Source organism: Pectobacterium sp. S5, assembly GCF_051707265.1.
In the GTDB taxonomy this organism is placed as follows: domain Bacteria; phylum Pseudomonadota; class Gammaproteobacteria; order Enterobacterales; family Enterobacteriaceae; genus Pectobacterium; species Pectobacterium polare.
Genome location: NZ_JAULSZ010000001.1, coordinates 414,347 through 437,398, shown reverse-complemented (window position 1 = coordinate 437,398; position 23,052 = coordinate 414,347). Strand labels below are relative to the sequence as shown.

Sequence of the window (23,052 nt, the reverse complement as noted above, 5' to 3'; positions counted from 1 at the left end):
ATAGTGTTAGCCGAGGCAGGTAAAAAGGCTTTTTTACTGCAACTTTAGGTAAATTTGATTTAGCGCAAGTTTGGTGATGGGCAATGAAAATCACTCTCAATCACAGCCCATAAACGAGGGGAAAAACGGCGTTCAGTGTGCGCTTATGAAGAAAATAACGCCATCAATATGGGAGCCGCGAGGCTTAATAAGAAACCATGTACGATGGCAGCAGGCACCGCATCAATACCCGCGCTGCGCTGCAAGACGGGCAGCGTGAAATCCATCGAGGTTGCACCGCAAAGTCCTAATGCACAGGAGCGATTACGCTGTGCTAGCACGGGAACCAGCATAATCGCCAGTAGCTCACGAGTCAGATCGTTGAAAAACGCGGTGCTGCCGATGACGGGCCCGAGGGAATCGGTGAGCAGAATGCCTGACAGTGAATACCATCCATAGCCGGATGCCATCGCCAGACCGGTTTTTAGCGGCAGACCCAAAATCCACGCGGCCAGCAGGCCACCACCGAGCGCACTGGTACCGACGATGAGCGCGATGACCAGACCGCGACGATTTAATACGATTTGGCGCAGCGTCATCCCGCTGTTACGCAGTTGAACGCCCACCAGAAAGAGCAGGAAAATCAGGGCATATTCGCTGCCTTTACTGGCGTAGGTGAATCCCGGCCATTGCGTTAAGCCCAGCAAAAAGCCGCCGAATACCACGCCACAGAGTTTGAACGATTCAAGGATCATTCGCAGTCTGGACGGCGGAGCGGCGTCTTTGTACTTGCTACGCCACGCGCTGCGTTTTTCCCACAGCCACAGGGCAATGCCGTTTGCCGCGACAATACAGAAGGCGAAGACGGCGGTGTAGCGGAAGATCAGTAACAAATTGCTGCTGAGATTTTCCAGAAAGGCCAGGCTTATGCCCATCAAAAACAGAATAACGTACACCATCCAACTCAGCAGTTGGTTAACCCGCTGTAATCCTTTTTTGCCGCGCAGCGGTACCAGATAGCCAATGATGAGCGGTAATAAAATAATTAATAATCCTGAATACATCACAGAATTGATGTCCTTACGCGAGAAAAACGGCGCTAACCCGTATTTTAGGATTGGCAGGGGCCCGTCGTTAAACCATGAGGCTTTTCTTCTTCAGTTCTACCCCGATAGGCATCGACACAGCGGAAAGACAAACCGTGCGTTCGTTGACAACATCGTAGGATTCATCGGCTACACTTGGCGGGAAGAAAAACGATAATCTATTAAAATTAAACAAATTATCGGAGTGAGTAAAGCGCTGTCTGGCAGGATATTCTATACATTGAGCATTTTTGCAGCAGAAACTCGCAGGCAGCTGCTACAGGAGAGAAAGATGCATCTGGAAAGTATTGAAATCCTGGGATTTCGGGGAATCAATCGTCTGTCGCTGACGCTGGACGAGAACAACGTACTGATTGGTGAGAACGCCTGGGGGAAATCAAGCCTGCTGGATGCGCTCTCGCTGCTGCTGGCACCGACGTTGCCGCTTTACCATTTTGATATGCAGGATTTTCACTTCACGCCGGGAGATGAAAATAGTCGGGAAAAGCATCTTCAGGTTATTTTCACGTTTTGCGAGACGGCACCTGGCCATCATTTATCCCCTCGCTACCGTTCGCTTAGCCCCGTGTGGGTGGAGGGCGAAGCGTCGCTATACCGCGTTTTTTATCGGTTAGAAGGTGAGGTCGACGAAAGCCAGTCGGTCTTCACCTGGCGTAGCTTTCTGGACGCTGACGGGCACCCGATACCGCTGGATGATATTGATGAACTGGCCAGAGAAATTATCCGCCTGCATCCGGTACTGCGGCTGCGTGATGCGCGTTTTATGCGGCGTTTGCGCTCCGGGACGCTGGCCGCGACGTTAGATAACAGCAATGAAAAGTTGGCTCAGCAGTTTGAGCAACTGATGCGCGAGCTGGTGCAAAATCCGCAGAAGCTGACGGATAAAGAACTGCGTCAGGGGCTGGTGGCGATGCGGCAACTGCTGGAGCACTATTTTTCCGAGCAGAACGCCACGGGTAATGACCGGCGCCATCATCGGCATGCGAGAACGCATAACGGTAAATCGTGGCGATCGCTGGATAACATCAATCGCCTGATTGCCGACCCTAATAGCCGCAGTCGCCGAATTATCCTGCTGGAATTGTTTTCTACGCTGTTACAGGCGAAAGGGGCGGTGGCGTTGGATCCCCATGCGCGTCCGCTCTTGCTGATTGAAGATCCGGAAACCCGGCTGCACCCGATTATGCTATCCGTCGCCTGGGGGCTGTTGGTGCAGTTGCCGCTCCAAAAGGTCACAACAACGAATTCAGGCGAGCTGCTGTCGCTGGTGCCGATGGAGCAGGTGTGTCGTTTGGTGCGGGAATCCTCACGGGTGGCGACATACCGTATTGGTCGTCAGGGTATGAGTGCGGAAGATAGCCGACGCATTGCGTTTCACATTCGTATGAATCGACCCGCGTCACTCTTTGCCCGCTGCTGGCTGCTGGTGGAAGGGGAAACCGAAGTTTGGATGCTGAATGAACTGGCGCGCCAATGCGGACATCATTTTGAGGCGGAAGGGGTGAAAGTGATTGAATTTGCCCAGTCCGGGCTCCGGCCATTGCTGAGGTTCGCACGTCGTATGGGGATTGAATGGCATGTGCTGGTTGATGGCGACGATGCGGGGAAAAAGTATGCCGCAACGGCGAAAAGCATGTTAACCGTACAGGACGAGAGCGAACGCGATCATTTGACCGTCTTGCCCGCATCGGACATGGAACACTACATGTATCGTGAGGGATTCAGCCACGTTTATCATCGCATCGCGCAGTTGCCGGAAAAAGTGCCACTCTCGATGCATAAAATCATCATCAAGGCTATCCACCGGTCATCCAAGCCAGACCTGGCGATTGAAGTCGCGATGGAAGCCGCAGCGATGGGCAGCGAGGCAATCCCACCGCTTATCCGCAGCATGTTCTCCCGCGTGCTGTGGCTGGCCCGCGGGCGGGCGGATTAGTGCGATACATATAAAAAAATGCCGTTCGATATAACGAACGGCATTTGTCGCATTATAGTCATTTTACGGTTTAGCGTAGCGTGTTCTGAGTAGACGTGTAGGGTGTAGCAGGGGTCAGGATGCGGCCTCGGCGACTTGCGGGACGATCAGGCAGGCATGATTGCCTTTCGGCCCTTGATGAACATCAAACCTGACAACCTGTCCGGCTTTCAGAGTCCGGTACCCATCCATTTGAATGGTTGAGTAGTGCGCGAAGATATCGTCACCGCCCCCTTCTGGACAGATAAAACCAAACCCTTTGGCATTATTGAACCATTTAACAGTACCTGTCTCCATGCATTGACATCCTTCGCAAGAGTATTCTTTTCAGTAAGGTGTGGTTATTTGGTTACTACGAATACGAATTGATTAAAACCCCATCAATTCATCCGTACACTTTAGTGAAATCGATCCCGGCGTCAAGCGATCCACCGCGTGGGGAGGAGGGCAGTTTGTCAAAGTTTGATGCAGATAACGCTATTGATGAACCCACGATCGCGTTGCGTAATCAAGATATCGGTTACAGACCTTGAATTTTGCTTTCCGGGAACCATTTAATCCCTCAGGTGGTAAAATAAAAAGCAGACGTGCTACTGTAAATGTAGAGATACCCGTCATCTTTCAAGTCGCAGGCGCTTACTTCCTGCTTCTCGGATCTATTAGGAATAAACAGACCAATGTCGTGAGTCGCGATATTCGTTACATGATGTGGATAGAGAATGGGAAACAACAGTACGTGGTCACAATCTGAGAACCTGACCGCCGATAAACAGAAAGAAAAATTGCAGCCGCCTTCCATGTATAACGTGGTGTTGAATAACGATGATTACACCCCGATGGAATTTGTTATTGACGTTCTGCAAAAGTTCTTTTCTTATGATATTGAACGTGCCACACAGCTTATGTTAACCGTGCATTATCAGGGTAAAGCGATTTGTGGCGTATTCAGCGCTGAAGTGGCTGAGACCAAGGTCGTACAAGTTAATCGTTATGCCAGAGAAAATGAGCACCCGTTGCTCTGTACGCTGGAAAAAGCCTGAAGTCAGGCGATTTATTGGGAGAGGTGCCTATGCTCAATCAAGAACTGGAACTCAGTCTCAACATGGCTTTCGCCAGAGCGCGTGAGCACCGACACGAGTTTATGACCGTGGAGCACCTGCTGTTGGCTCTGCTCAGTAACCCAGCCGCCCGTGAAGCATTGGAAGCCTGCACGGTAGATTTAGCCGCGCTGCGTCAGGAACTGGAAGCGTTCATTGAGCAAACCACACCAACATTACCGCAGAGTGACGACGAGCGCGAAACTCAGCCCACGCTCAGCTTCCAGCGCGTACTCCAACGTGCCGTTTTCCACGTGCAGTCCTCTGGCCGCAGCGAAGTGTCCGGTGCCAACGTCCTGGTCGCTATTTTTAGCGAACAGGAATCTCAGGCCGCCTACCTGCTGCGCAAGCATGACGTCAGCCGTCTGGATGTGGTGAACTTTATTTCCCACGGCACGCGTAAAGAAGAATCCGATCAGGCGCCGAACCCTGAAAGTCCCGTCAATGAAGAACAGGCAGGAGGGGAAGATCGTATGGAAAACTTCACCACCAATCTGAATCAACTGGCTCGCGTTGGCGGTATCGATCCGCTCATTGGCCGGGATAAGGAACTGGAGCGTACGATTCAGGTATTGTGCCGTCGCCGTAAAAATAACCCGCTGCTGGTCGGCGAATCTGGCGTCGGTAAAACGGCGATTGCTGAAGGGCTGGCCTGGCGTATTGTGCAGGGCGATGTACCGGAAGTGATGGCGGAGTGCACGCTGTACTCGCTGGACATCGGCGCGCTGCTGGCAGGCACCAAATACCGCGGTGACTTTGAAAAACGCTTCAAGGCGCTGCTGAAGCAGTTGGAACAGGATAAAAACAGCATTCTGTTCATTGATGAAATCCACACGATTATCGGCGCGGGTGCAGCGTCCGGCGGTCAGGTTGATGCGGCTAATCTGATTAAACCGCTGCTTTCCAGCGGCAAGATTCGCGTTATCGGTTCGACCACCTATCAGGAGTTCAGCAATATCTTTGAAAAGGATCGGGCGCTGGCGCGTCGTTTCCAGAAAATCGATATCACTGAACCTAGCGTGGAAGAAACCATACAAATCATTAATGGCCTGAAGCCGAAGTATGAGGCTCACCATGACGTTCGCTATACGTCGAAAGCGGTTCGTGCGGCGGTAGAACTGGCGGTGAAATACATTAATGACCGTCACCTGCCGGATAAAGCGATTGATGTGATCGACGAAGCGGGCGCGCGCAGCCGTCTGGTGCCGGTTAGCAAACGTAAGAAAACGGTCAACGTGAGTGACATCGAATCGGTTGTCGCCCGCATCGCCCGTATTCCAGAAAAAACCGTCTCCGCCAGCGATCGTGATGTGCTGAAGAACCTCAGCGATCGCCTGAAAATGCTGGTGTTTGGGCAGGACAAGGCAATCGAAGCGCTGTCCGAATCTATCAAGATGAGTCGTGCAGGGTTGGGTCAGGAGCGTAAACCGGTTGGTTCCTTCCTGTTTGCTGGTCCTACCGGTGTGGGTAAGACGGAAGTCACGTTACAGTTGGCCAAAGCGCTGGATATCGAACTGCTGCGCTTTGATATGTCCGAATACATGGAACGCCATACGGTCAGCCGCTTGATTGGCGCGCCTCCGGGCTATGTGGGCTACGATCAGGGCGGTCTGTTAACGGATGCCGTGATTAAGCATCCTCATGCGGTGCTGCTGTTGGATGAGATCGAAAAAGCGCATCCTGACGTCTTTAACCTGCTGTTGCAGGTGATGGATAACGGTACGCTGACGGACAACAATGGCCGTAAAGCGGATTTCCGCAATGTCATTGTTGTCATGACCACCAACGCAGGCGTGCGGGAAACACAGCGTAAATCCATTGGTATTATCCATCAGGACAACAGCACTGATGCGATGGAAGAGATCAAAAAGGTCTTTACGCCGGAGTTCCGCAACCGTCTGGATGGCATTATCTGGTTCAACCATCTGTCGACTGACGTCATTCAGCAGGTTGTCGATAAGTTTATCGTAGAACTTCAGGCGCAACTGGATGCGAAAGGCGTCTCGCTGGAAGTGAGCGATGAAGCGCGCGACTGGCTGGCAGAAAAAGGCTACGACAAAGCAATGGGTGCGCGACCAATGGCACGCGTGATGCAGGAAAGCCTTAAGAAACCGCTGGCTAACGAGCTGCTGTTTGGTTCGCTGGTGGACGGTGGCTCTGTTACGGTGGAACTGGATAAAGAGACGCAACAGCTGACGTACGGCTTCCAGAGCGCACAGAAACGAAAAGCAGAAAGCGTTAATTAATCAATATCGTGTGTTATCTAAGAGGGATGCTGAGGCATCCCTTTTTTTATTGGGCCGCAGACTGATCTTGGTGCGCTATTTTGCATTATGGCCCAGTTAAAAACACGATTCTTGGATCTTTTCGGATAGGCCAAGATTTTGCACAATCATGGCTACCGAGCTGCCAGCCCTGTTATGCGTTACTCGATATATGGCTGTCTCTCTTCGCCTTAACCCTTTCTCATTTTGGAGTGAACGATGAGCCAACGTCTTGATTACTACAGCAAGTCTCCCGATGCTGCCAAGAAGTATCTGGAGTTCAATAACATTCTGCACAAGAAACCATTTCTGGCTGAAATAGGCCATCTGGTTACGCTGCGTGCCTCTCAGCTTAACGGCTGTGCATTTTGCGTTGATATGCACGTTAAAGAAGCCAAAATTAATGGAGAGCGCGAACTACGTCTGCATCATGTGGCTGTCTGGCGTGAATCACCGCTTTTCTCCCCGCGCGAGCGTGCTGCACTTGAGTGGACAGAAGTATTGACCCATCTTCCGCCGCACGGCGTACCGGACGAGGTGTTTACGCGCGTTCGCGAACAGCTGTCAGAAGAAGATCTGGCTGACTTATCTTTCATGATTATCGCGATTAATGGCTGGAATCGTTTGGGCGTCGCGTTTCAGGTTGTTCCCGGCTCCGCAGATAAGCTGTACGGTCTGGAAAAAGCCAATCTGAGCTAATTAACGCCCGTGCTGTTCAAGCTCGGCCAGAATCAACGTAGCCAGCCGCTCTGGTTCTGCCATCGTGGCGCAGTTGGTGAAACTGGCGAGTAGTGCGTTGTCACCGTTTCCTGATACCGCCCAACGCGATAGCGGCTGAACGGCAATCCCCTGAGCCAGCAAGCGGTCGGCAAGTCGTCGATCGCTTATGCTATCCGGCAGGCGCAACACTAAATGCATGCCGCCCGGCTGCGCGTCGATATGTATGCGATCGCCTAAAATGCCTTGTAGCGCAGCGATGGTGGCGGTGCGACGTTCTGCATAAAGGCGTCGTGTACGCTGAATGTGCCGGGCAAAATGGCCTTCAGCGATGAAGCTGGCAACGATAGATTGCGTCATGGTTGGCGATGCGGAAGCGAAGAATATTCGGCTGATGTGTTCAAAGGTGGCAATCTGCGCCTGTGGTACAACCAAATAAGCCAACCGAATCCCCGGAAATAACACCTTACTGAAGGTGCCCGCATACAAAACCCGACCATGACGATCCAGACTGGCGAGCGCGGGAAGTGGGCGACTAACGTAGCGATATTCCCCATCATAATCATCCTCTACTATCCAGGCATTCTGCTCGGTTGCCCACTGCAATAATGCCTGTCGCCGAGGAAGTGACAGCGACATCGACAAGGGGCTTTGATGCGCGGGCGTGACAACGGCCATACTGGCATCATTCGCCAGCGCGATACCGCGCTCCACGTTGAGCCCTTCACGATCGACTGTTACCGGAACCGGACATAACCCAGACTGTGATAGCAACTGGCGAGTAGGGGGATAGCCGGGATCCTCAACCCAGACGCGTTGCCCGGATTTCAGCAAGGCCAGAACGGCGAGTTGTAAATTGGTGCGCCAACCTGAGGTGATGAATACCTGACTGGCGGTACAGTCAATGCCACGTGCCACTTGCAGATAAGAGGCGATGGCGTTTCTTAGCGCTGGCAAGCCATAAGGTGCGGGGTAATCCCAATCCGGTAACTGCATGCTGCGAAGATAACGTGCGCCCAGCCGAGCCCATAGTTTGCGCGGAAAGGCGTCAAAAGCGGGAACGCCCATTTGAAAAGGCAACAGTTGCGATGGACGCCACAGTATGTTTTGTTCATCGTCTGGCGCTGAGGGCGATACCGTCGCATCGGTAACGAAAGTTGGCGCTAAGGGTAAATCGGGATTCACCAGCGTTCCTGCTTGCCCACGTGCCTGCAAATAACCTTCGGCAATCAGCAACGAGTAAGCCTGTTCTATCGTTCCGCGTGCGACGCCAAGCTCTTTCGCCAGCATACGTGCGGAAGGCAGGCGGTCACCCGGTGACAATAGGCCTGTGCTGATAGCCCGACGCACGCGTTCGTAAAGCTGACGATAGAGCGGCGTACTCTCCTGAAAGGAAAGAGGGGAAAAGAGGGGAGAGTCAGGTTTCATATAGGGAATCCATGACAAGCGGGCTGTTGACCTTAAAACGGTTGGCCCAAAAAACTGTTTTTAAAAAACAAAAGCCCTTGCCATGAAGGGAAGGGCTGGGGAGGGAGTCACATCCTCATATATCGCTGTGATCAGCGATGAGCGAACCGGTTAGCGGCTGCGGAAGACAATGCGGCCTTTACTCAGGTCGTACGGGGTTAACTCTACAGTGACTTTGTCACCCGTCAGGATGCGGATATAGTTTTTACGCATTTTACCGGAGATATGAGCGGTAACCACGTGCCCGTTTTCCAATTCAACGCGGAACATGGTGTTGGGCAGCGTATCAAGCACGGTGCCTTGCATTTCAATATTGTCTTCTTTGGCCATCGAATCCTCTAGGTCTAACTACCTTTATTTTTTAACCGCAAGATAATGCCGAAAAACCGACATTATGTAAAGAAGCGTTCACGTTTGGGGCGTTATTTACCCGATTTCTCTGTCAAAATGCCGGTTCGGCGAGCGGTTGTGGTCGCCAACAGCCGTCATCGACATCAAGATCCTGAAACTGAGAAAGCCGTTGCAGAAAGCGATCGCGAGATATTTCACTCACGCCCAGAGAAGCCGTATGGGCGTTTAACACCTGACAATCGATCAGTTCACCACCGTGGCGAATAAAATGCTGTTGAAATGCCAGCAGCGCGTATTTTGACGCATTATCCGTGCGGCTGAACATCGACTCGCCGCAAAATAACCGTCCTTGTTCAATACCATATAGTCCACCAACCAGTACGCCATTCTGCCACACTTCGACAGAGTGCGCTTTTCCGGCCTGATGAAGCTGGCGATAAGCCGAGATAATGCTCGGCGTAATCCAGGTGCCGTCATTGTGCTCATGAGCGCAGGCGTGAATGACATCATCAAAGGCCTGATTCAGCGTGGCATGAAACGTATGGCGCTTCAGAAATTTTTTCATGCTGCGGCTGAGATGGAGTTCACCAGGAAACAGGACCGCGCGTGGATTTGGAGACCACCATAAGATCGGCTCACCGGGAGAGAACCAGGGGAAAATGCCCTGTCGGTAAGCGGCTTTTAGGCGGGCAACGGAGAGGTCGCCGCCAACGGCCAGCAGGCCGTTGGGGTCATCTAGCGCATGATTCGGATCAGGGAACTGAAGCGATTGAAGCGAAAGCTGGTATAGACGCATATTTTTCAAACGTTATATTTCAACAGAGTTTGCCCTAAACGTGTTGGCGGAACTGCCAATAACGACCTTGTTGTGCCATTAAGTCCTGATGGCTCCCCTGTTCGATCACTTTGCCATCATCCAGAATACAGATGCGATCCATCGATTCTAAACCATATAGCCGGTGAGTGATGACGATCAGTGTCTTATCGGCACAGTGCTGGCGGAGCAGTTGCAGAATACGCTTTTCGGTTTCTGCATCCAACCCTTCAGTCGGTTCATCCAATAAAACGAGCGGTGCGTCATGCAATAAGGCGCGTGCTAACGCGATACGGCGCTGCTCGCCACCGGACAGCTGTCGACCGCCTTCGCCCAGCCAGGCATTCAGCCCTTCGTTTTCCAGCAGTTTTTCTAACCCAACCTGCTGTAATACCTCAGCCAGTTTTTCATCCCGTGCGGCTGGTGCGGCCAGTAGCAGGTTATCACGCAGTGTTGCGCTGAAAATATGCACGCGCTGTGGCACCACGCTCATCATGGCGCGGAGATCGTCTTCCCGCCAATCGGCAAGAGGATGTCCATTCAGCGTAATTTCTCCGTATTCACAATTCCATGCCCGGGTCAGCAATTGCAATAGCGTCGATTTCCCGCATCCGGTACGCCCCAGCAGCGCCAGATGCTCGCCCGGTTGAATGGAAAGCGTAATATTCTGCAACACGGGCTGTGGCTGGCCGGGATACGTGAAACCGACATGTGAGACATCAAGTGACGCCTCACGTGAGGGTTCTGGTCCATGATCAGGGAACGTGACGTCAACGGGCTGGCGAATGATTTGATCGACCCGAGCAGCGGAGGCAATCACTTGCCCCATATGCTGGAAGGCCACCGTGATGGGAGCCAGTGCTTCAAAAGCAGCAAGTGAGGCGAACACGAATAGCGCAATCAACGCACCGGGCTGCGGATTACCGCCAACCCCATCCGCTGCGAGCCACAGAATCAGGGTAACGGTCAGCCCGCTGCATAAAATCATCACCGCCTGAGACAGACCGGTAAGGTTGGCCTGCTGACGCTGTCGGCGCAGCCAGTTAATTTCCACCAGAGCCAGCTGTTGACGGACGCGACTGAGTGCGCCGAAGACGGTGAGTTCCGCCTGACCTTGCAGCCAGGTCGTTAACTGAAGGCGGTATTGTGCACGCAGCGCGGTCAAATCCTGTCCGATGCCGTTTCCCGCACGATAAAAGACAATCGGCAGGCACAGCAGCAGTACCAGCATGATGGCACCCAGCGTCAGAGCCAGCGAGGCATCAATGAAACTCAGGCCATAGCAAACGATAAGAATGACGGCAAAAGCGCTGACGATGGGTGAAATCACGCGGAGATAGAGGTGGTCGAGCGTATCTACGTCCGCTACGAGCCGGTTTAGCAGTTCAGCCTGACGAAATTGCGCCAGTCCCCCCGGCGAGAGCGGCAGGATGCGAGAAAAGGTGAAAACACGCAGGCGCAGCAAAACGCGGAAGGTGGCATCGTGGCTGACGACTCTTTCCCCGTAGCGTCCGGCCGTACGTGCAATCGCTGCGCCCCGCACGCCAGCGGCGGGCAGCATATAGTTAAAGGTGAGCAACCCGACGATCCCTGCCAGTGCGGCACCCGCGAGAAACCAGCCGGATAGCGCGAGTAGACCAATGCTGGCCAGCAGCGTCGCAATGGCTAATACCACGCCCAGACTCAAATACCAGAAGTGCTGACGATAAAGCGCGAGAAACGGTTTTAATACCTGCATCGTTTTCATCTGAGCCATTACAGCGCCTCCTGTCGTTGTGCCAGCAGCGTCGCGAAGGGACCTGCTTCGGCTCGGAGTGTTTGATAGTCACCCTGTTGAACTAACCGGCCGCCGTCCATGACCCAAATTGCATCATACTCGGCGATCTCGGTGAGCTGATGCGTGACCAGCAGCGTGGTCTGCGAACGTGCCGCGTCGTTCAGCGCCGTCATAACCAGCTCCTCGCTATGGGCATCCAGGCTGGCTGACGGTTCATCCAGCAGCAGTAAGTTGCAAGGATGAATGAGCGCACGGGCAACGGCGACGCGCTGTGCCTGTCCGACGGAGAGGCGCGCTGCACCGTCACCGATCGTCGTTTCCAGCCCTTGCGGGAGCTGCGGTAAAAATTCCTGTACATACGCGTGCTCAATCGCATATTGCAATTCCAAAGGACTGGCCTGCGGATTACCTAGCAGAATATTGCTGCGCAGCGTCTGTTCCGGCAAGTGAGGATTTTGTCCGACCCAGCTTAACTGCTTACGCCATGATTCAGGCGTCAGCGTGTTCAATGCCTGACCGTTGACGGTGAGTGAACCGCGGTAGGGCAGGAATCCCAGCAATACATTAAGCAGTGAGCTTTTCCCGGCTCCGCTGAGGCCGACCAGCGCGATACGTTCACCTGCGCGAATATCGAACGTCAACGGTTGGGTCAGCGGCGTGCCGTTCGGCGCGAGGACAACCAGGTCTTCCGCTCGGATAGCAATGGCGGTATTGCTGCTGAATTCATGTGTGCCAAAGCCGACGGTTTCGCCTTCTTCTGACAAAAAAGTCACCAGTGATTCCGCTGCCCCGATAGCCTGAGCCTTGGCATGATAGAAGGTGCCCAAATCGCGTAAAGGCTGAAAGAATTCCGGTGCCAGAATCAATACGAGGAAGCCGGCGAAGAGCGTCACTCCCATGCCGTAATGACCAAAATCCAGCTCCCCGAGATAAGAGAAACCGAAATAAACGGCGACAACGGCAATCGAAATGGAGGCGAAAAACTCCAGTACGCCCGAGGAGAGAAACGCCATGCGTAGCACTTCCATCGTACGACTACGGAAATCTTCGGAAGCATGACGGATTTGTTCGGTTTCAGCCTTACCACGATGGAACAGACGTAGCGTTTCCATCCCGCGCAGGCGATCGAGGAAGTGTCCGCTCAGGCGTGCCAGCGCCAGAAAGTTGCGTCGGTTGGCATCTGCCGCGCCCATGCCAACCAGCGCCATAAAAAGCGGGATAAGCGGAGCGGTTAGAAACAAAATCAGGCCAGCAGCCCAGTTGAGTGGGAAAATCGTGATTAAGATAAGCAGTGGGATCAGTGCGGCAAGATACATCTGCGGCAGGTAGCGGGCGTAATAATCCTGCATATCATCAACCTGCTCAAGAATCATCGTTGCCCAACTGCCGGCGGGTTTGCCCTGTACCCAGGCAGGGCCGAGCTGTTGCAATCGATCCAGTACCAGCTTACGAATTTGCTGTCGAACGGCTTGTCCGCAAAGAAAACCAACACGCTCGCGTAACACACTGTTGAGCGCGCGCAGAATAAATGTGGCAATCAGCAGCAGGAAAGGGGAGAGCAAAGATTCGCGAGTCGCATGCTCAATGATCAAGGCATGAAGCAGCGTAGCTAACAGCCAGGCTTGCGCCACGATTAACGCACCGCTCAGGAACCCAAGCAGTAGTGAAATTCGTAGCCAACGTTGCGCCAGCTTACTCTGTTGTTTCAGCCAGGCGGTCAGTTCTTGCTGTCTGGTTTTTTTCATCAGGCACCAGTTCGTTATATTGCAGAAATGGACTTAACAGAAAATAACTCTCATGTAACTGTTAGTTAACAAAATTATCTTCTATCACGCAGAATGACGCCATGTTACCGCGACAGGGACGCGCTGCAAACGAAAAGGAGAGGGGAAATGGGGGAGGCGATCAATTTTGTGTTGCGGAAGGCAAACCAGAGATAAAGAAAACGGAACGGCTGTTGCCGCTCCGTTATCAGCAGCGAATTACTTGTTGACGGTCAGCCCGTCAAGGTAACGTTCGGCATCCAGTGCTGCCATACAGCCGGTACCTGCGGAGGTAATGGCCTGACGGTAGATGTGATCCATGACGTCGCCTGCGGCAAAGACGCCAGGAATGCTGGTTTGTGTCGCGTTGCCGTGAATACCGGACTGCACTTTGATATAACCGTTTTCCAGTTCCAACTGACCGCCGAACACTGCGGTATTCGGACTATGGCCGATAGCGATAAACACGCCAGCCAGCTCCAGTTCTTCGGCCGCGTCGCTCTGCGTATCGCGGATACGGACACCGGTTACACCCATGTCATCGCCCAGCACTTCGTCCAGCGTACGGTTGGTATGCAGGATGATGTTGCCGTTTTTAACTTTGTCCATCAGACGGTCGATCAGAATTTTCTCTGAACGGAACGTCTCGCGGCGGTGGATCAAATGGACTTCCGCAGCGATGTTAGACAAATACAAAGCTTCTTCTACTGCGGTATTCCCGCCGCCAACTACGGCGACTTTCTGGTTACGGTAGAAGAACCCGTCACAAGTTGCGCAGGCAGAAACCCCTTTGCCTTTAAACGCGTCTTCAGACGGCAGACCGAGATAACGAGCCGATGCCCCCGTGGCAATGATCAGCGCGTCACAGGTGTACTCGGCGCTATCGCCGAATAAACGGAAGGGACGGTTCTGTAAATCAACACGTTCAATATGATCGAAGATCACTTCGGTATTAAATTTGGTCGCGTGTGCATGCATACGCTCCATTAACAGCGGGCCAGTTAAATCATCGGCATCACCCGGCCAATTTTCTACTTCGGTCGTGGTCGTCAGCTGACCGCCTTTTTCCATACCCGTGATTAATACTGGCTGTAAATTCGCCCGTGCAGCATAAACAGCGGCAGTGTAGCCAGCGGGGCCTGAACCCAGAATCAATAACTTGTGATGTTTAACAGTACCCATGCTTTCCTCATTTCATGACGGCGGATAATGTTCATATAACGGTTTCTACAACAAACCCGCTTCCTTACTACGAACAGTCTCTACCACGGACAATGCGAACGATTGTAAGGAAATTACAAGAGTAAAAAAAGTATGCAGAAAAGTTGCTGGCTATTTGTTTAATCGTTAATGACGATGAGGATGACAAATTGCTGAAAAATCAGCCACATTCATAAGTAAAATGATTGAAGTCACCTCAGAGAATGGCTCTGGCTTATCCAATCTGGCAGTTTCTTCTGATTTTCGTTGTTTTGCTTTGACAATCGGCTGTGCATTTGCGAAAACATCTGGGTAAGAGGAAATTTTTTGTATGTGAACAGTTAAAAGCTCGGCTTTTTATTCGTTTTTGCGCAGGTAGTAGGCCTTTGGGCCACGGATATGACGTGATGGTCTTTTCGCGGGTGAGCAATACGTGGGGCGAGAACGAGAAGTTAATGACTGTTGATATACAAAATGGGCAGCGTGTCTTCTTTAAGGGTAGCTCTGATACATGAGGTCTATCGGGGTAAAGCGGGTGCAGGGAAAAGTGAAGAGAGACAATAATAATGGTAGACACTAAAAAACGGCCAGGCAAAGATCTCGATCGTATTGATCGTAACATCCTGAACGAATTGCAAAAAGATGGACGTATTTCCAATGTCGAGCTTTCCAAACGTGTTGGGCTGTCGCCAACGCCTTGTCTGGAACGTGTACGTCGTCTGGAAAGACAGGGCTTCATTAACGGCTACACAGCGCTGCTAAACCCGCATTATCTGGATGCGTCACTGCTGGTTTTTGTTGAAATAACGCTAAACCGCGGCGCGCCTGATGTGTTTGAACAGTTCAATGCTGCGGTGCAGAAGCTGGAAGAAATTCAGGAGTGTCATCTGGTTTCCGGTGATTTTGACTACCTGTTGAAAACGCGTGTGCCAGACATGTCCGCTTACCGTAAGCTCCTGGGTGAAACGCTGCTGCGTTTGCCGGGCGTAAACGACACCCGTACCTACGTGGTGATGGAAGAAGTGAAGCAAAGCAACCGTCTGGTTATTAAGACGCGATAAACGTGTGGGTGCAAAACCCGATAAATTCAGCTACACTCCTGTGAATTTATACAGTCCCAGCGCCGGGTTTTCTCGGCGCTTTGTCATAAACCTTACAGGCCCCTGGAGAGACTCTTGAGCCAGGAATATACAGAAGATAAAGACGTTACCCTGAAAAAGCTCAGTGGAACACGTCGTTTGCTTGAAGCGATTTTAATCGTTGTGGCACTTTTTGCGGTTTATCTTAGTGTCGCACTACTCAGTTTCAGCCCCTCCGACCCCAGTTGGTCACAGACTGCATGGCATGAACCTATTCACAACCTCGGTGGTGTAGCAGGTGCATGGCTGGCGGATACGCTGTTCTTCATTTTTGGTGTGCTGGCCTATGCCATTCCACCGATTATGTTATCCCTGTGCTGGGTCGCTTTCCGCCAGCGTGATAACAACCAGACTATTGACTACTTTACCTTTTCACTTCGCCTGATTGGGACATTGGCGCTGATCCTGACCTCTTGTGGTTTGGCTGCGTTGAATATTGACGATCTCTACTATTTTGCTTCCGGTGGTGTGTTGGGAAGCCTGTTGAGCAGCTCAATGATCCCGCGTTTCAACAGCATGGGCGCTACGCTGATTCTGCTGTGCGTGTGGGGGGCAGGGTTAACGCTGTTTACCGGCTGGTCATGGTTAACGATTGCTGAAAAAATTGGCGCGGGTGTCTTGGGTTGCCTGACGTTTATGTCAAACCGTTCACGCCGCGACGAGGACTATCGTGAAGAGGATGAGCGCGATGCGCTTAATCTGCGTCACGATGAGGCGTCGGGTGAGGCAGTCACACAACAGCGTGATGACGATGATGTTCTGTTTTCTGCGCCTTCCGTGGCTGATGCGGTAAACGACACGACGGCAGACAATAAGATAGAAGCGTCATCACCGTTAACTGGGAACGCACCGACAGCGACACAACCGGCTCTCTCCGCTGAAACGTCGGTGGCAGGGTCAACATTGTCTGATGTGGCAGCGTCTGATTCAGCATTACCAGGGTCAGCATTCTCTGGTTCATCGGCTGGCATTGTGCCGCCTGTTACTCCGTCCGCGATTGATTCGATGCCGTCGCTAAATCCGCCGCTGTATTCGTTTGAAATCCCTGAAACGCCAGCGGTAATGCCAGAGATCGCAAGCTCGCCTGAACGCCATAGCAGTGCGTATGCACCTTACGGAAATAGTTACGGAGAGAGTGCCGTCCCACCGATTGTTACGGCACCTGTGGCTCAGCCGTTTGCTGAGCCGCCACAACCGGCACGCGATACGGATTTCGACGCGAATAACACCTTTATGCCGGCGTTCAGTGCCGATGGGGATGATAACCCGCAGATTAAACGCGGCGTAGGGCCTGAACTGCCACGTCCTAATCCTGTACGTATCCCTACTCGCCGCGAGCTGGCGTCATACGGAATAAAACTGCCGTCGCAGCGGCTGGCTGAAGAGCAAGCAAGGCTGCAGGCGCAGAACGGTAGCGAAGAAGCGGAAGTGGCGAATGACGTGTATCAGGAAGAGACACCGGATGATATCGCCCAGCAGGAAGCCGCATTGCAGCAAGCGTATCTGGATCAGCAACGCCAGCGTTACGGAGAGGAATACCCGTTACAGGAAGACGATGAAGACGCGCTTCTGCAAGCGCAGCTAGCCAGAGATTTCGCGGCACAGCAGCAGTCACGTTATGACGCCAGCGCATTGCAGCGCGATGAGGAAATTCCTGCTCCGATAGCACCGCCTGCGGTCAGTGCGCCTGTTCAGCCAAATCCTGTCACATCGCATAACGCTTTTTCATTCTCGCCGTTTAGCGCGGAGAGTGAGCGCGAGCCTGAACCGACTACGTTCAGCGAGTCCACGTATACACCGCCGTCCTACCGTTCTGAACCCGAGCTTCCGCCGATGCATGCTGGTGAAGATGAGGACGACGAGGATGAGCACAACCCGCTGACGTTTAGTCAGCCAGCGCAACCAACGTCAGCGTCTGTTGAGGCCGCGAAACAGGAAACGGTGGCAACACCAACGCATCATCCAGCAATGGATGGCTTGATTCACCCGTTCCTGATGCGTAATGAACAACCGCTGCAGAAGCCGACTACGCCGCTGCCAACGTTGGATTTGTTGACGCCACCGCCGGCTAGCGAGGCGCCTGTTGATAATTTTGCACTGGAACAGACGGCGCGACTGATTGAAGCGCGTCTGGCTGATTTCCGGGTAAAAGCCGATGTGGTCGATCACTCTCCAGGGCCGGTGATCACACGGTTCGAATTGGATCTGGCTCCGGGTGTTAAAGCAGCACGTATCTCGAATCTGTCGCGCGATTTGGCACGTTCACTGTCAGTTGTCGCGGTGCGTATTGTTGAGGTTATTCCCGGCCGACCGTACGTCGGGCTGGAGTTGCCTAATGCGCATCGCCAGACGGTTTATCTGCGAGAAGTGCTGGATTGCGATCAGTTCCGTGATAATCCATCGCCGCTGTCGATTGTGTTGGGTAAAGATATTGCGGGCGAACCTGTCGTTGCCGATTTAGCGAAAATGCCACACCTGCTGGTTGCTGGTACGACGGGGTCGGGTAAATCGGTCGGCGTCAATGCCATGATCATCAGTATGTTGTATAAAGCCACGCCGGAAGACGTACGCTTTATCATGATCGACCCGAAAATGCTGGAACTCTCGGTGTACGAAGGCATTCCGCATTTGTTGACGGAAGTTGTCACTGACATGAAGGATGCGGCCAATGCGCTGCGCTGGTGTGTCGGTGAAATGGAACGTCGCTACAAGCTGATGTCGGCGCTTGGTGTGCGTAATCTGGCGGGATACAACGAACGGGTGATGACGGCAAATGCGATGGGGCGTCCGATTCCCGATCCGTTCTGGAAGCCGGGTGACAGCATGGATATGACGCCGCCAGTGCTGGAAAAACTGCCGTATATTGTTGTTATGGTCGATGAATTTGCTGACCTGATGATGGCGGTGGGTAAGAAAGTTGAAGAACTGATTGCCCGACTGGCACAAAAAGCGCGTGCTGCGGGGATTCACTTGGTGCTGGCGACGCAGCGTCCTTCGGTTGATGTTATCACCGGATTGATCAAAGCGAACATTCCGACGCGTATCGCGTTTACCGTTTCCAGCAAGATCGACTCACGAACTATCCTCGATCAAGGGGGAGCAGAGTCACTATTGGGGATGGGGGATATGCTGTATATGGCACCTAACTCCTCGATACCTGTCCGTGTTCATGGTGCTTTTGTGCGCGATGAGGAAGTTCACGCCGTCGTTCAGGACTGGAAAGCGCGCGGTCGCCCTCAATATATCGATAATATTGTCAGCGGTGGCGACGATGCTGAAGGCGGAAGCCTCGGTCTTGATGGCGATGAAGAACTCGATCCGCTGTTCGATCAGGCGGTAGAGTTTGTGGTCGATAAGCGTCGTGCATCCATCTCGGGCGTCCAGCGTCAGTTCCGAATCGGCTATAACCGTGCCGCGCGAATCGTTGAGCAAATGGAGGCGCAGGGTATCGTCAGCTCTCCAGGGCACAACGGTAACCGCGAAGTATTGGCTCCGCCATCAATGGAATAAGCACGCGGTACTGATTGACGTCACTCCACGATAAGGGCTGCGCGAGCAGCCCTTATGCAAAGAAGCGTAAAAGCGGCAATAAGCAGATAATTCACCTATCACCGTCCGAGTGGGTTCAGATAACATAGATCTATAGATAACGTAGCTCGACGAATAACCCCGATCTGTAAAGAACATTGGTGCTATACAACGCGCCTGACCTCGATAGATGAAGGTTAGTTATATTAAGAAATTCAAAGGATTATGCGTATGAAAAAGTGGTTAGCTATCAGTTGCCTGATTGCAGGTGTTACCTCAACCGCTGTCTATGCGGACGCGGCAAAAGATTTGCAGGGTCGCCTCAATAAAGTAAACAGTTTCCACGCCAATTTTAGCCAGAAAGTCACCAGTGCTGACGGCGCAGCGGTGCAGGAAGGGGAAGGCGAACTTTGGTTGAAACGCCCGAACTTATTTAACTGGAAAACTATCTCACCTGACGAAAGTACGTTGATTTCTGACGGCAAAACGCTTTGGTTCTATAATCCGTTTGTTGAGCAAGTCACGGCAACCTGGCTGAAAGATGCGACAGGCAATACGCCGTTCATTCTGATTACGCGTAACGATGCCAGCGACTGGAATAAATACGATGTGCGCCAGAAAGGCGATGATTTTGAGCTGACGCCGAAGTCAGCGAGCGGCAATCTGAAGCAGTTTGCGATTAATGTGACGACAAGCGGCACAATCAAACAGTTTACCGCGACGGAACAAGACGGGCAGCGGAGCACTTATGTGCTGAAAAACCAGCAAAACGGCGCTGTTGATGCCGCGCAATTCACGTTCACACCGCCGAAAGGCGTCACGCTGGATGACCAGCGTCAGTGAGGCCAGAGTGAGCAACCTGTCCCTTGATTTTTCCCATAATGAATTCCAACCGCTGGCCGCGCGTATGCGGCCTGCGACATTGGCACAGTATATCGGTCAACAGCACCTGTTAGGGGCCGGTAAGCCTCTGCCACGAGCCATTGAGGCAGGGCAACTGCACTCAATGATTCTCTGGGGGCCGCCAGGAACGGGAAAAACCACGCTGGCAGAACTGATTGGGCATTACGGGCAGGCTGATGTTGAACGTATTTCTGCTGTGACGTCCGGCATCAAAGAAATTCGCGAAGCGATTGAGCGTGCCCGACAAAATCGCAATGCGGGGCGCCGCACTATTTTGTTTGTCGATGAAGTCCATCGTTTCAACAAAAGTCAGCAGGATGCGTTTCTGCCACATATCGAAGATGGAACGATCACCTTCATTGGTGCGACAACCGAAAACCCCTCTTTCGAACTCAATTCCGCCTTGTTATCTCGCGCCCGCGTCTATTTGCTAAAAGCGCTGACGGCAGAAGATATCGAGCAGGTCTTGCAGCAGGCAATGAGCGACAGCGAGCGAGGATATGGCGGACAGAATATTGTTCTGTCTGCCGAAACCGCGCGGATGCTGGCCGAATTGGTTAACGGCGATGCCAGACGTGCGCTGAATAGTCTGGAAATGATGGCCGACATGGCGGAAATCGACGGGGAGGGTATGCGTGTTCTGACGCCAGCACTCCTCAACGAAATCGCTGGTGAGCGTAGTGCCCGCTTTGATAACAAAGGCGACCGCTATTACGACCTGATTTCGGCGTTGCATAAATCGGTAAGGGGTTCCTCGCCGGACGCGGCGCTTTATTGGTACGCCAGAATCATTACCGCCGGCGGCGACCCGCTGTATGTTGCCCGACGGCTGTTGGCGATTGCATCGGAGGATGTTGGCAACGCCGACCCGCGTGCTATGCAGGTGGCTATCTCCGCCTGGGATTGTTTCACTCGTGTCGGCCCCGCAGAAGGGGAGCGCGCCATTGCTCAGGCGATTGTTTATCTGGCCTGTGCCCCTAAAAGTAACGCCGTGTATAGCGCATTTAAAGCCGCGATGCAGGATGCGCGCGAGAAGCCAGACTATGATGTTCCTGAGCATTTGCGCAATGCGCCTACCCGATTGATGAAGGAAATGGGGCTCGGCGCAGAGTATCGGTACGCACACAATGAACCTAATGCCTATGCCGCTGGCGAGAGCTATTTTCCGCCGGAAATGGCCGATACGCACTATTACGCGCCGACCTCACGCGGCCTTGAGGGTAAAATTGGTGAAAAGCTCGCCTGGCTTGCCACTCAGGATCAAAATAGCCCGACAAAACGCTACCGTTGAACTAAGCGTTGCGGTAAGGTTATTGCGGTATTTTCTGAAACCGGCCGCGTAGCGCGCCGTGTACGCCACCATTTCATTTGATAATCATAAGCACAGGATTAGCATGCTCGATCCCAATTTACTGCGTAATGAGCTAGACGCAGTCGCCGAAAAGTTACTGGCTCGCAGAGGCTTTAAGCTGGATGTTGAGACCCTGCGTAAGCAGGAAGAACGTCGTAAAGTATTGCAGGTAGAAACTGAAAACCTGCAGGCAGAGCGTAACTCCCGATCGAAAGAGATTGGTGCAGCGAAAGCACGCGGTGAAGATATCGAGCCTTTGCGTCGTGAAGTTAACACATTAGGCGAAAAACTGGATGCCGCGAAAGCCGAGCTGGATCAGTTGCAGAATGAAATTCGCGATCTGGCATTAACGATCCCGAACCTGCCGGATGACTCTGTGCCGCTTGGCAAGGACGACACGCAGAACCAGGAAGTGACTCGCTGGGGTGAGCCACGTAAGTACGATTTCCCCGTACGCGATCATGTTGAACTCGGAGAGATGGCTGCCGGGCTGGATTTTGCCGCTGCGGTGAAATTAACCGGTGCGCGTTTTGTCGTGATGAAAGGGCAGATTGCCCGTCTGCACCGTGCGCTTGCCCAGTTCATGCTGGATTTGCACACACAGCAGCATGGCTATCAGGAAGCGTATGTTCCTTATTTGGTCAACCACGCTACGCTATACGGTACGGGACAGTTGCCTAAGTTTGGTGAAGACCTGTTCCATACCACTCCGCTGAGCGAAGAAGCGGAAAGCAGCAGCTATGCGCTGATTCCGACGGCTGAAGTTCCGCTGACCAACCTGGTGCGTGACGAGATTCTTGATGAAGAATCTTTACCGTTGAAAATGACTGCACACACGCCGTGCTTCCGTTCAGAAGCGGGCTCGTATGGTCGCGATACGCGTGGGTTGATTCGTATGCACCAGTTTGACAAGGTTGAACTGGTACAAATCGTCCGCCCTGAAGATTCCATGCAGGCGCTGGAAGAATTAACGACTCACGCTGAAACCGTGCTGCAACTGCTGAAATTACCGTATCGTAAGGTCTTGCTGTGTACGGGTGATATGGGCTTTGGCTCCACCAAAACTTACGATCTGGAAGTCTGGCTGCCGGCGCAGGATACGTACCGCGAAATCTCCTCTTGCTCAAACATGTGGGATTTCCAGGCGCGTCGTATGCAGGCTCGCTGCCGTAGCAAGTCCGACAAGAAGACTCGATTGGTTCACACGTTGAACGGTTCTGGTCTGGCAGTTGGTCGTACACTGGTTGCTGTTCTGGAAAACTACCAGCAGGCTGATGGCCGTATTGAAGTTCCAGAAGTGTTGCGTCCGTATATGGGCGGTCTGGAATTTATTGGTTAATCGCCGATGACCTGAAAAAAAGCGCCCGTTTAAAGGCGCTTTTTTTACGCCTCCTGTTCGGTAATATTTTTTCATCGTAAAAATAGCTTCTCTATCTTAAACAACTCATTCGACTTAAATTTTAAGTTAAAAATGATTTGAAATCAGCGAAGTAACAGTGCCCCGCTTTTAAGCGTGACTGCCTTGCTGTGGACGTTGATGAATTCTTTCAATCCATAATTTGGGAAAGGACTTTTAGCACTTTTTGCCCGGATTGACTTTTATATACGCAGTGGCATGATG

At 52.6% G+C, this 23,052-nt stretch carries 17 protein-coding genes; 9 read left to right on the top strand and 8 right to left on the bottom strand.

What is annotated here, in order from left to right:
• Window positions 1-143 precede the first annotated feature (143 nt).
• Window positions 144-1,043, bottom strand: coding sequence for a lysine exporter LysO family protein (locus tag QWJ20_RS01985; protein WP_433991718.1), 900 nt, complete (start codon window positions 1,041-1,043; stop codon window positions 144-146).
• A 313-nt stretch (window positions 1,044-1,356) separates the two neighbouring features.
• Between QWJ20_RS01985 and QWJ20_RS01980 the strand changes: the two genes are divergently transcribed.
• Complete coding sequence (locus QWJ20_RS01980) at window positions 1,357-3,021, top strand: ATP-dependent endonuclease (protein ID WP_433991717.1); 1,665 nt, start codon at window positions 1,357-1,359, stop codon at window positions 3,019-3,021.
• A gap of 114 nt (window positions 3,022-3,135) precedes the next feature.
• Here the strand turns inward: QWJ20_RS01980 and cspD are convergent, their stop codons facing one another.
• A complete protein-coding gene (gene cspD, locus QWJ20_RS01975; RefSeq protein ID WP_010277240.1) occupies window positions 3,136-3,357 on the bottom strand; it encodes a cold shock-like protein CspD in 222 nt (73 codons plus the stop codon).
• A 422-nt stretch (window positions 3,358-3,779) separates the two neighbouring features.
• Between cspD and clpS the strand changes: the two genes are divergently transcribed.
• The 3 genes from clpS to QWJ20_RS01960 all read left to right on the top strand — a co-directional run bounded on the left by clpS (window position 3,780) and on the right by QWJ20_RS01960 (window position 7,120).
• Window positions 3,780-4,100, top strand: a complete 321-nt coding sequence (gene clpS, locus QWJ20_RS01970; RefSeq protein ID WP_005967385.1) for an ATP-dependent Clp protease adapter ClpS — start codon at window positions 3,780-3,782, stop codon at window positions 4,098-4,100.
• Between the two features lie 29 nt (window positions 4,101-4,129).
• Window positions 4,130-6,403, top strand: a complete 2,274-nt coding sequence (gene clpA, locus QWJ20_RS01965) for an ATP-dependent Clp protease ATP-binding subunit ClpA (RefSeq protein WP_010277232.1) — start codon at window positions 4,130-4,132, stop codon at window positions 6,401-6,403.
• A 237-nt stretch (window positions 6,404-6,640) separates the two neighbouring features.
• On the top strand, window positions 6,641-7,120 hold the full coding sequence (locus QWJ20_RS01960; protein WP_010306367.1) for a carboxymuconolactone decarboxylase family protein: 480 nt from the start codon (window positions 6,641-6,643) through the stop codon (window positions 7,118-7,120).
• Here the strand turns inward: QWJ20_RS01960 and QWJ20_RS01955 are convergent, their stop codons facing one another.
• The 6 genes from QWJ20_RS01955 to trxB form a co-directional block, all read right to left on the bottom strand.
• On the bottom strand, window positions 7,121-8,566 hold the full coding sequence (locus tag QWJ20_RS01955; RefSeq protein WP_433991716.1) for a PLP-dependent aminotransferase family protein: 1,446 nt from the start codon (window positions 8,564-8,566) through the stop codon (window positions 7,121-7,123).
• 150 nt (window positions 8,567-8,716) lie between these two features.
• The gene (gene infA, locus QWJ20_RS01950; protein ID WP_002211347.1) at window positions 8,717-8,935 is read right to left on the bottom strand and encodes a translation initiation factor IF-1; all 219 of its coding nucleotides are present in this window, start codon (window positions 8,933-8,935) and stop codon (window positions 8,717-8,719) included.
• A gap of 112 nt (window positions 8,936-9,047) precedes the next feature.
• Window positions 9,048-9,752 carry a leucyl/phenylalanyl-tRNA--protein transferase gene (aat, locus tag QWJ20_RS01945; protein WP_433991715.1) on the bottom strand — a complete coding sequence of 235 codons (705 nt, stop codon included), beginning with the start codon at window positions 9,750-9,752 and terminating at the stop codon, window positions 9,048-9,050.
• A gap of 34 nt (window positions 9,753-9,786) precedes the next feature.
• Window positions 9,787-11,526 carry a heme ABC transporter ATP-binding protein/permease CydC gene (cydC, locus tag QWJ20_RS01940; RefSeq protein ID WP_289362609.1) on the bottom strand — a complete coding sequence of 580 codons (1,740 nt, stop codon included), beginning with the start codon at window positions 11,524-11,526 and terminating at the stop codon, window positions 9,787-9,789.
• Complete coding sequence (cydD, locus tag QWJ20_RS01935) at window positions 11,526-13,292, bottom strand: heme ABC transporter permease/ATP-binding protein CydD (protein WP_039468949.1); 1,767 nt, start codon at window positions 13,290-13,292, stop codon at window positions 11,526-11,528. The genes cydC and cydD overlap by 1 nt, the downstream gene beginning before the upstream one ends.
• 237 nt (window positions 13,293-13,529) lie before the next feature.
• Window positions 13,530-14,492, bottom strand: coding sequence for a thioredoxin-disulfide reductase (gene trxB / locus QWJ20_RS01930; RefSeq protein WP_010277214.1), 963 nt, complete (start codon window positions 14,490-14,492; stop codon window positions 13,530-13,532).
• A gap of 584 nt (window positions 14,493-15,076) precedes the next feature.
• Here trxB and lrp point away from each other — a divergent pair.
• The 5 genes from lrp to serS all read left to right on the top strand — a co-directional run bounded on the left by lrp (window position 15,077) and on the right by serS (window position 22,770).
• Window positions 15,077-15,571, top strand: a complete 495-nt coding sequence (lrp, locus tag QWJ20_RS01925) for a leucine-responsive transcriptional regulator Lrp (RefSeq protein WP_010277211.1) — start codon at window positions 15,077-15,079, stop codon at window positions 15,569-15,571.
• A gap of 114 nt (window positions 15,572-15,685) precedes the next feature.
• On the top strand, window positions 15,686-19,159 hold the full coding sequence (locus QWJ20_RS01920; RefSeq protein WP_433991714.1) for a DNA translocase FtsK 4TM domain-containing protein: 3,474 nt from the start codon (window positions 15,686-15,688) through the stop codon (window positions 19,157-19,159).
• A gap of 249 nt (window positions 19,160-19,408) precedes the next feature.
• Window positions 19,409-20,020 carry an outer membrane lipoprotein chaperone LolA gene (gene lolA / locus QWJ20_RS01915; RefSeq protein ID WP_433991713.1) on the top strand — a complete coding sequence of 204 codons (612 nt, stop codon included), beginning with the start codon at window positions 19,409-19,411 and terminating at the stop codon, window positions 20,018-20,020.
• 7 nt (window positions 20,021-20,027) lie between these two features.
• Window positions 20,028-21,371 carry a replication-associated recombination protein A gene (locus QWJ20_RS01910; RefSeq protein ID WP_433992369.1) on the top strand — a complete coding sequence of 448 codons (1,344 nt, stop codon included), beginning with the start codon at window positions 20,028-20,030 and terminating at the stop codon, window positions 21,369-21,371.
• Between the two features lie 103 nt (window positions 21,372-21,474).
• A complete protein-coding gene (gene serS / locus QWJ20_RS01905) occupies window positions 21,475-22,770 on the top strand; it encodes a serine--tRNA ligase (protein WP_010277199.1) in 1,296 nt (431 codons plus the stop codon).
• The last annotated feature ends 282 nt before the right edge of the window (window positions 22,771-23,052 follow it).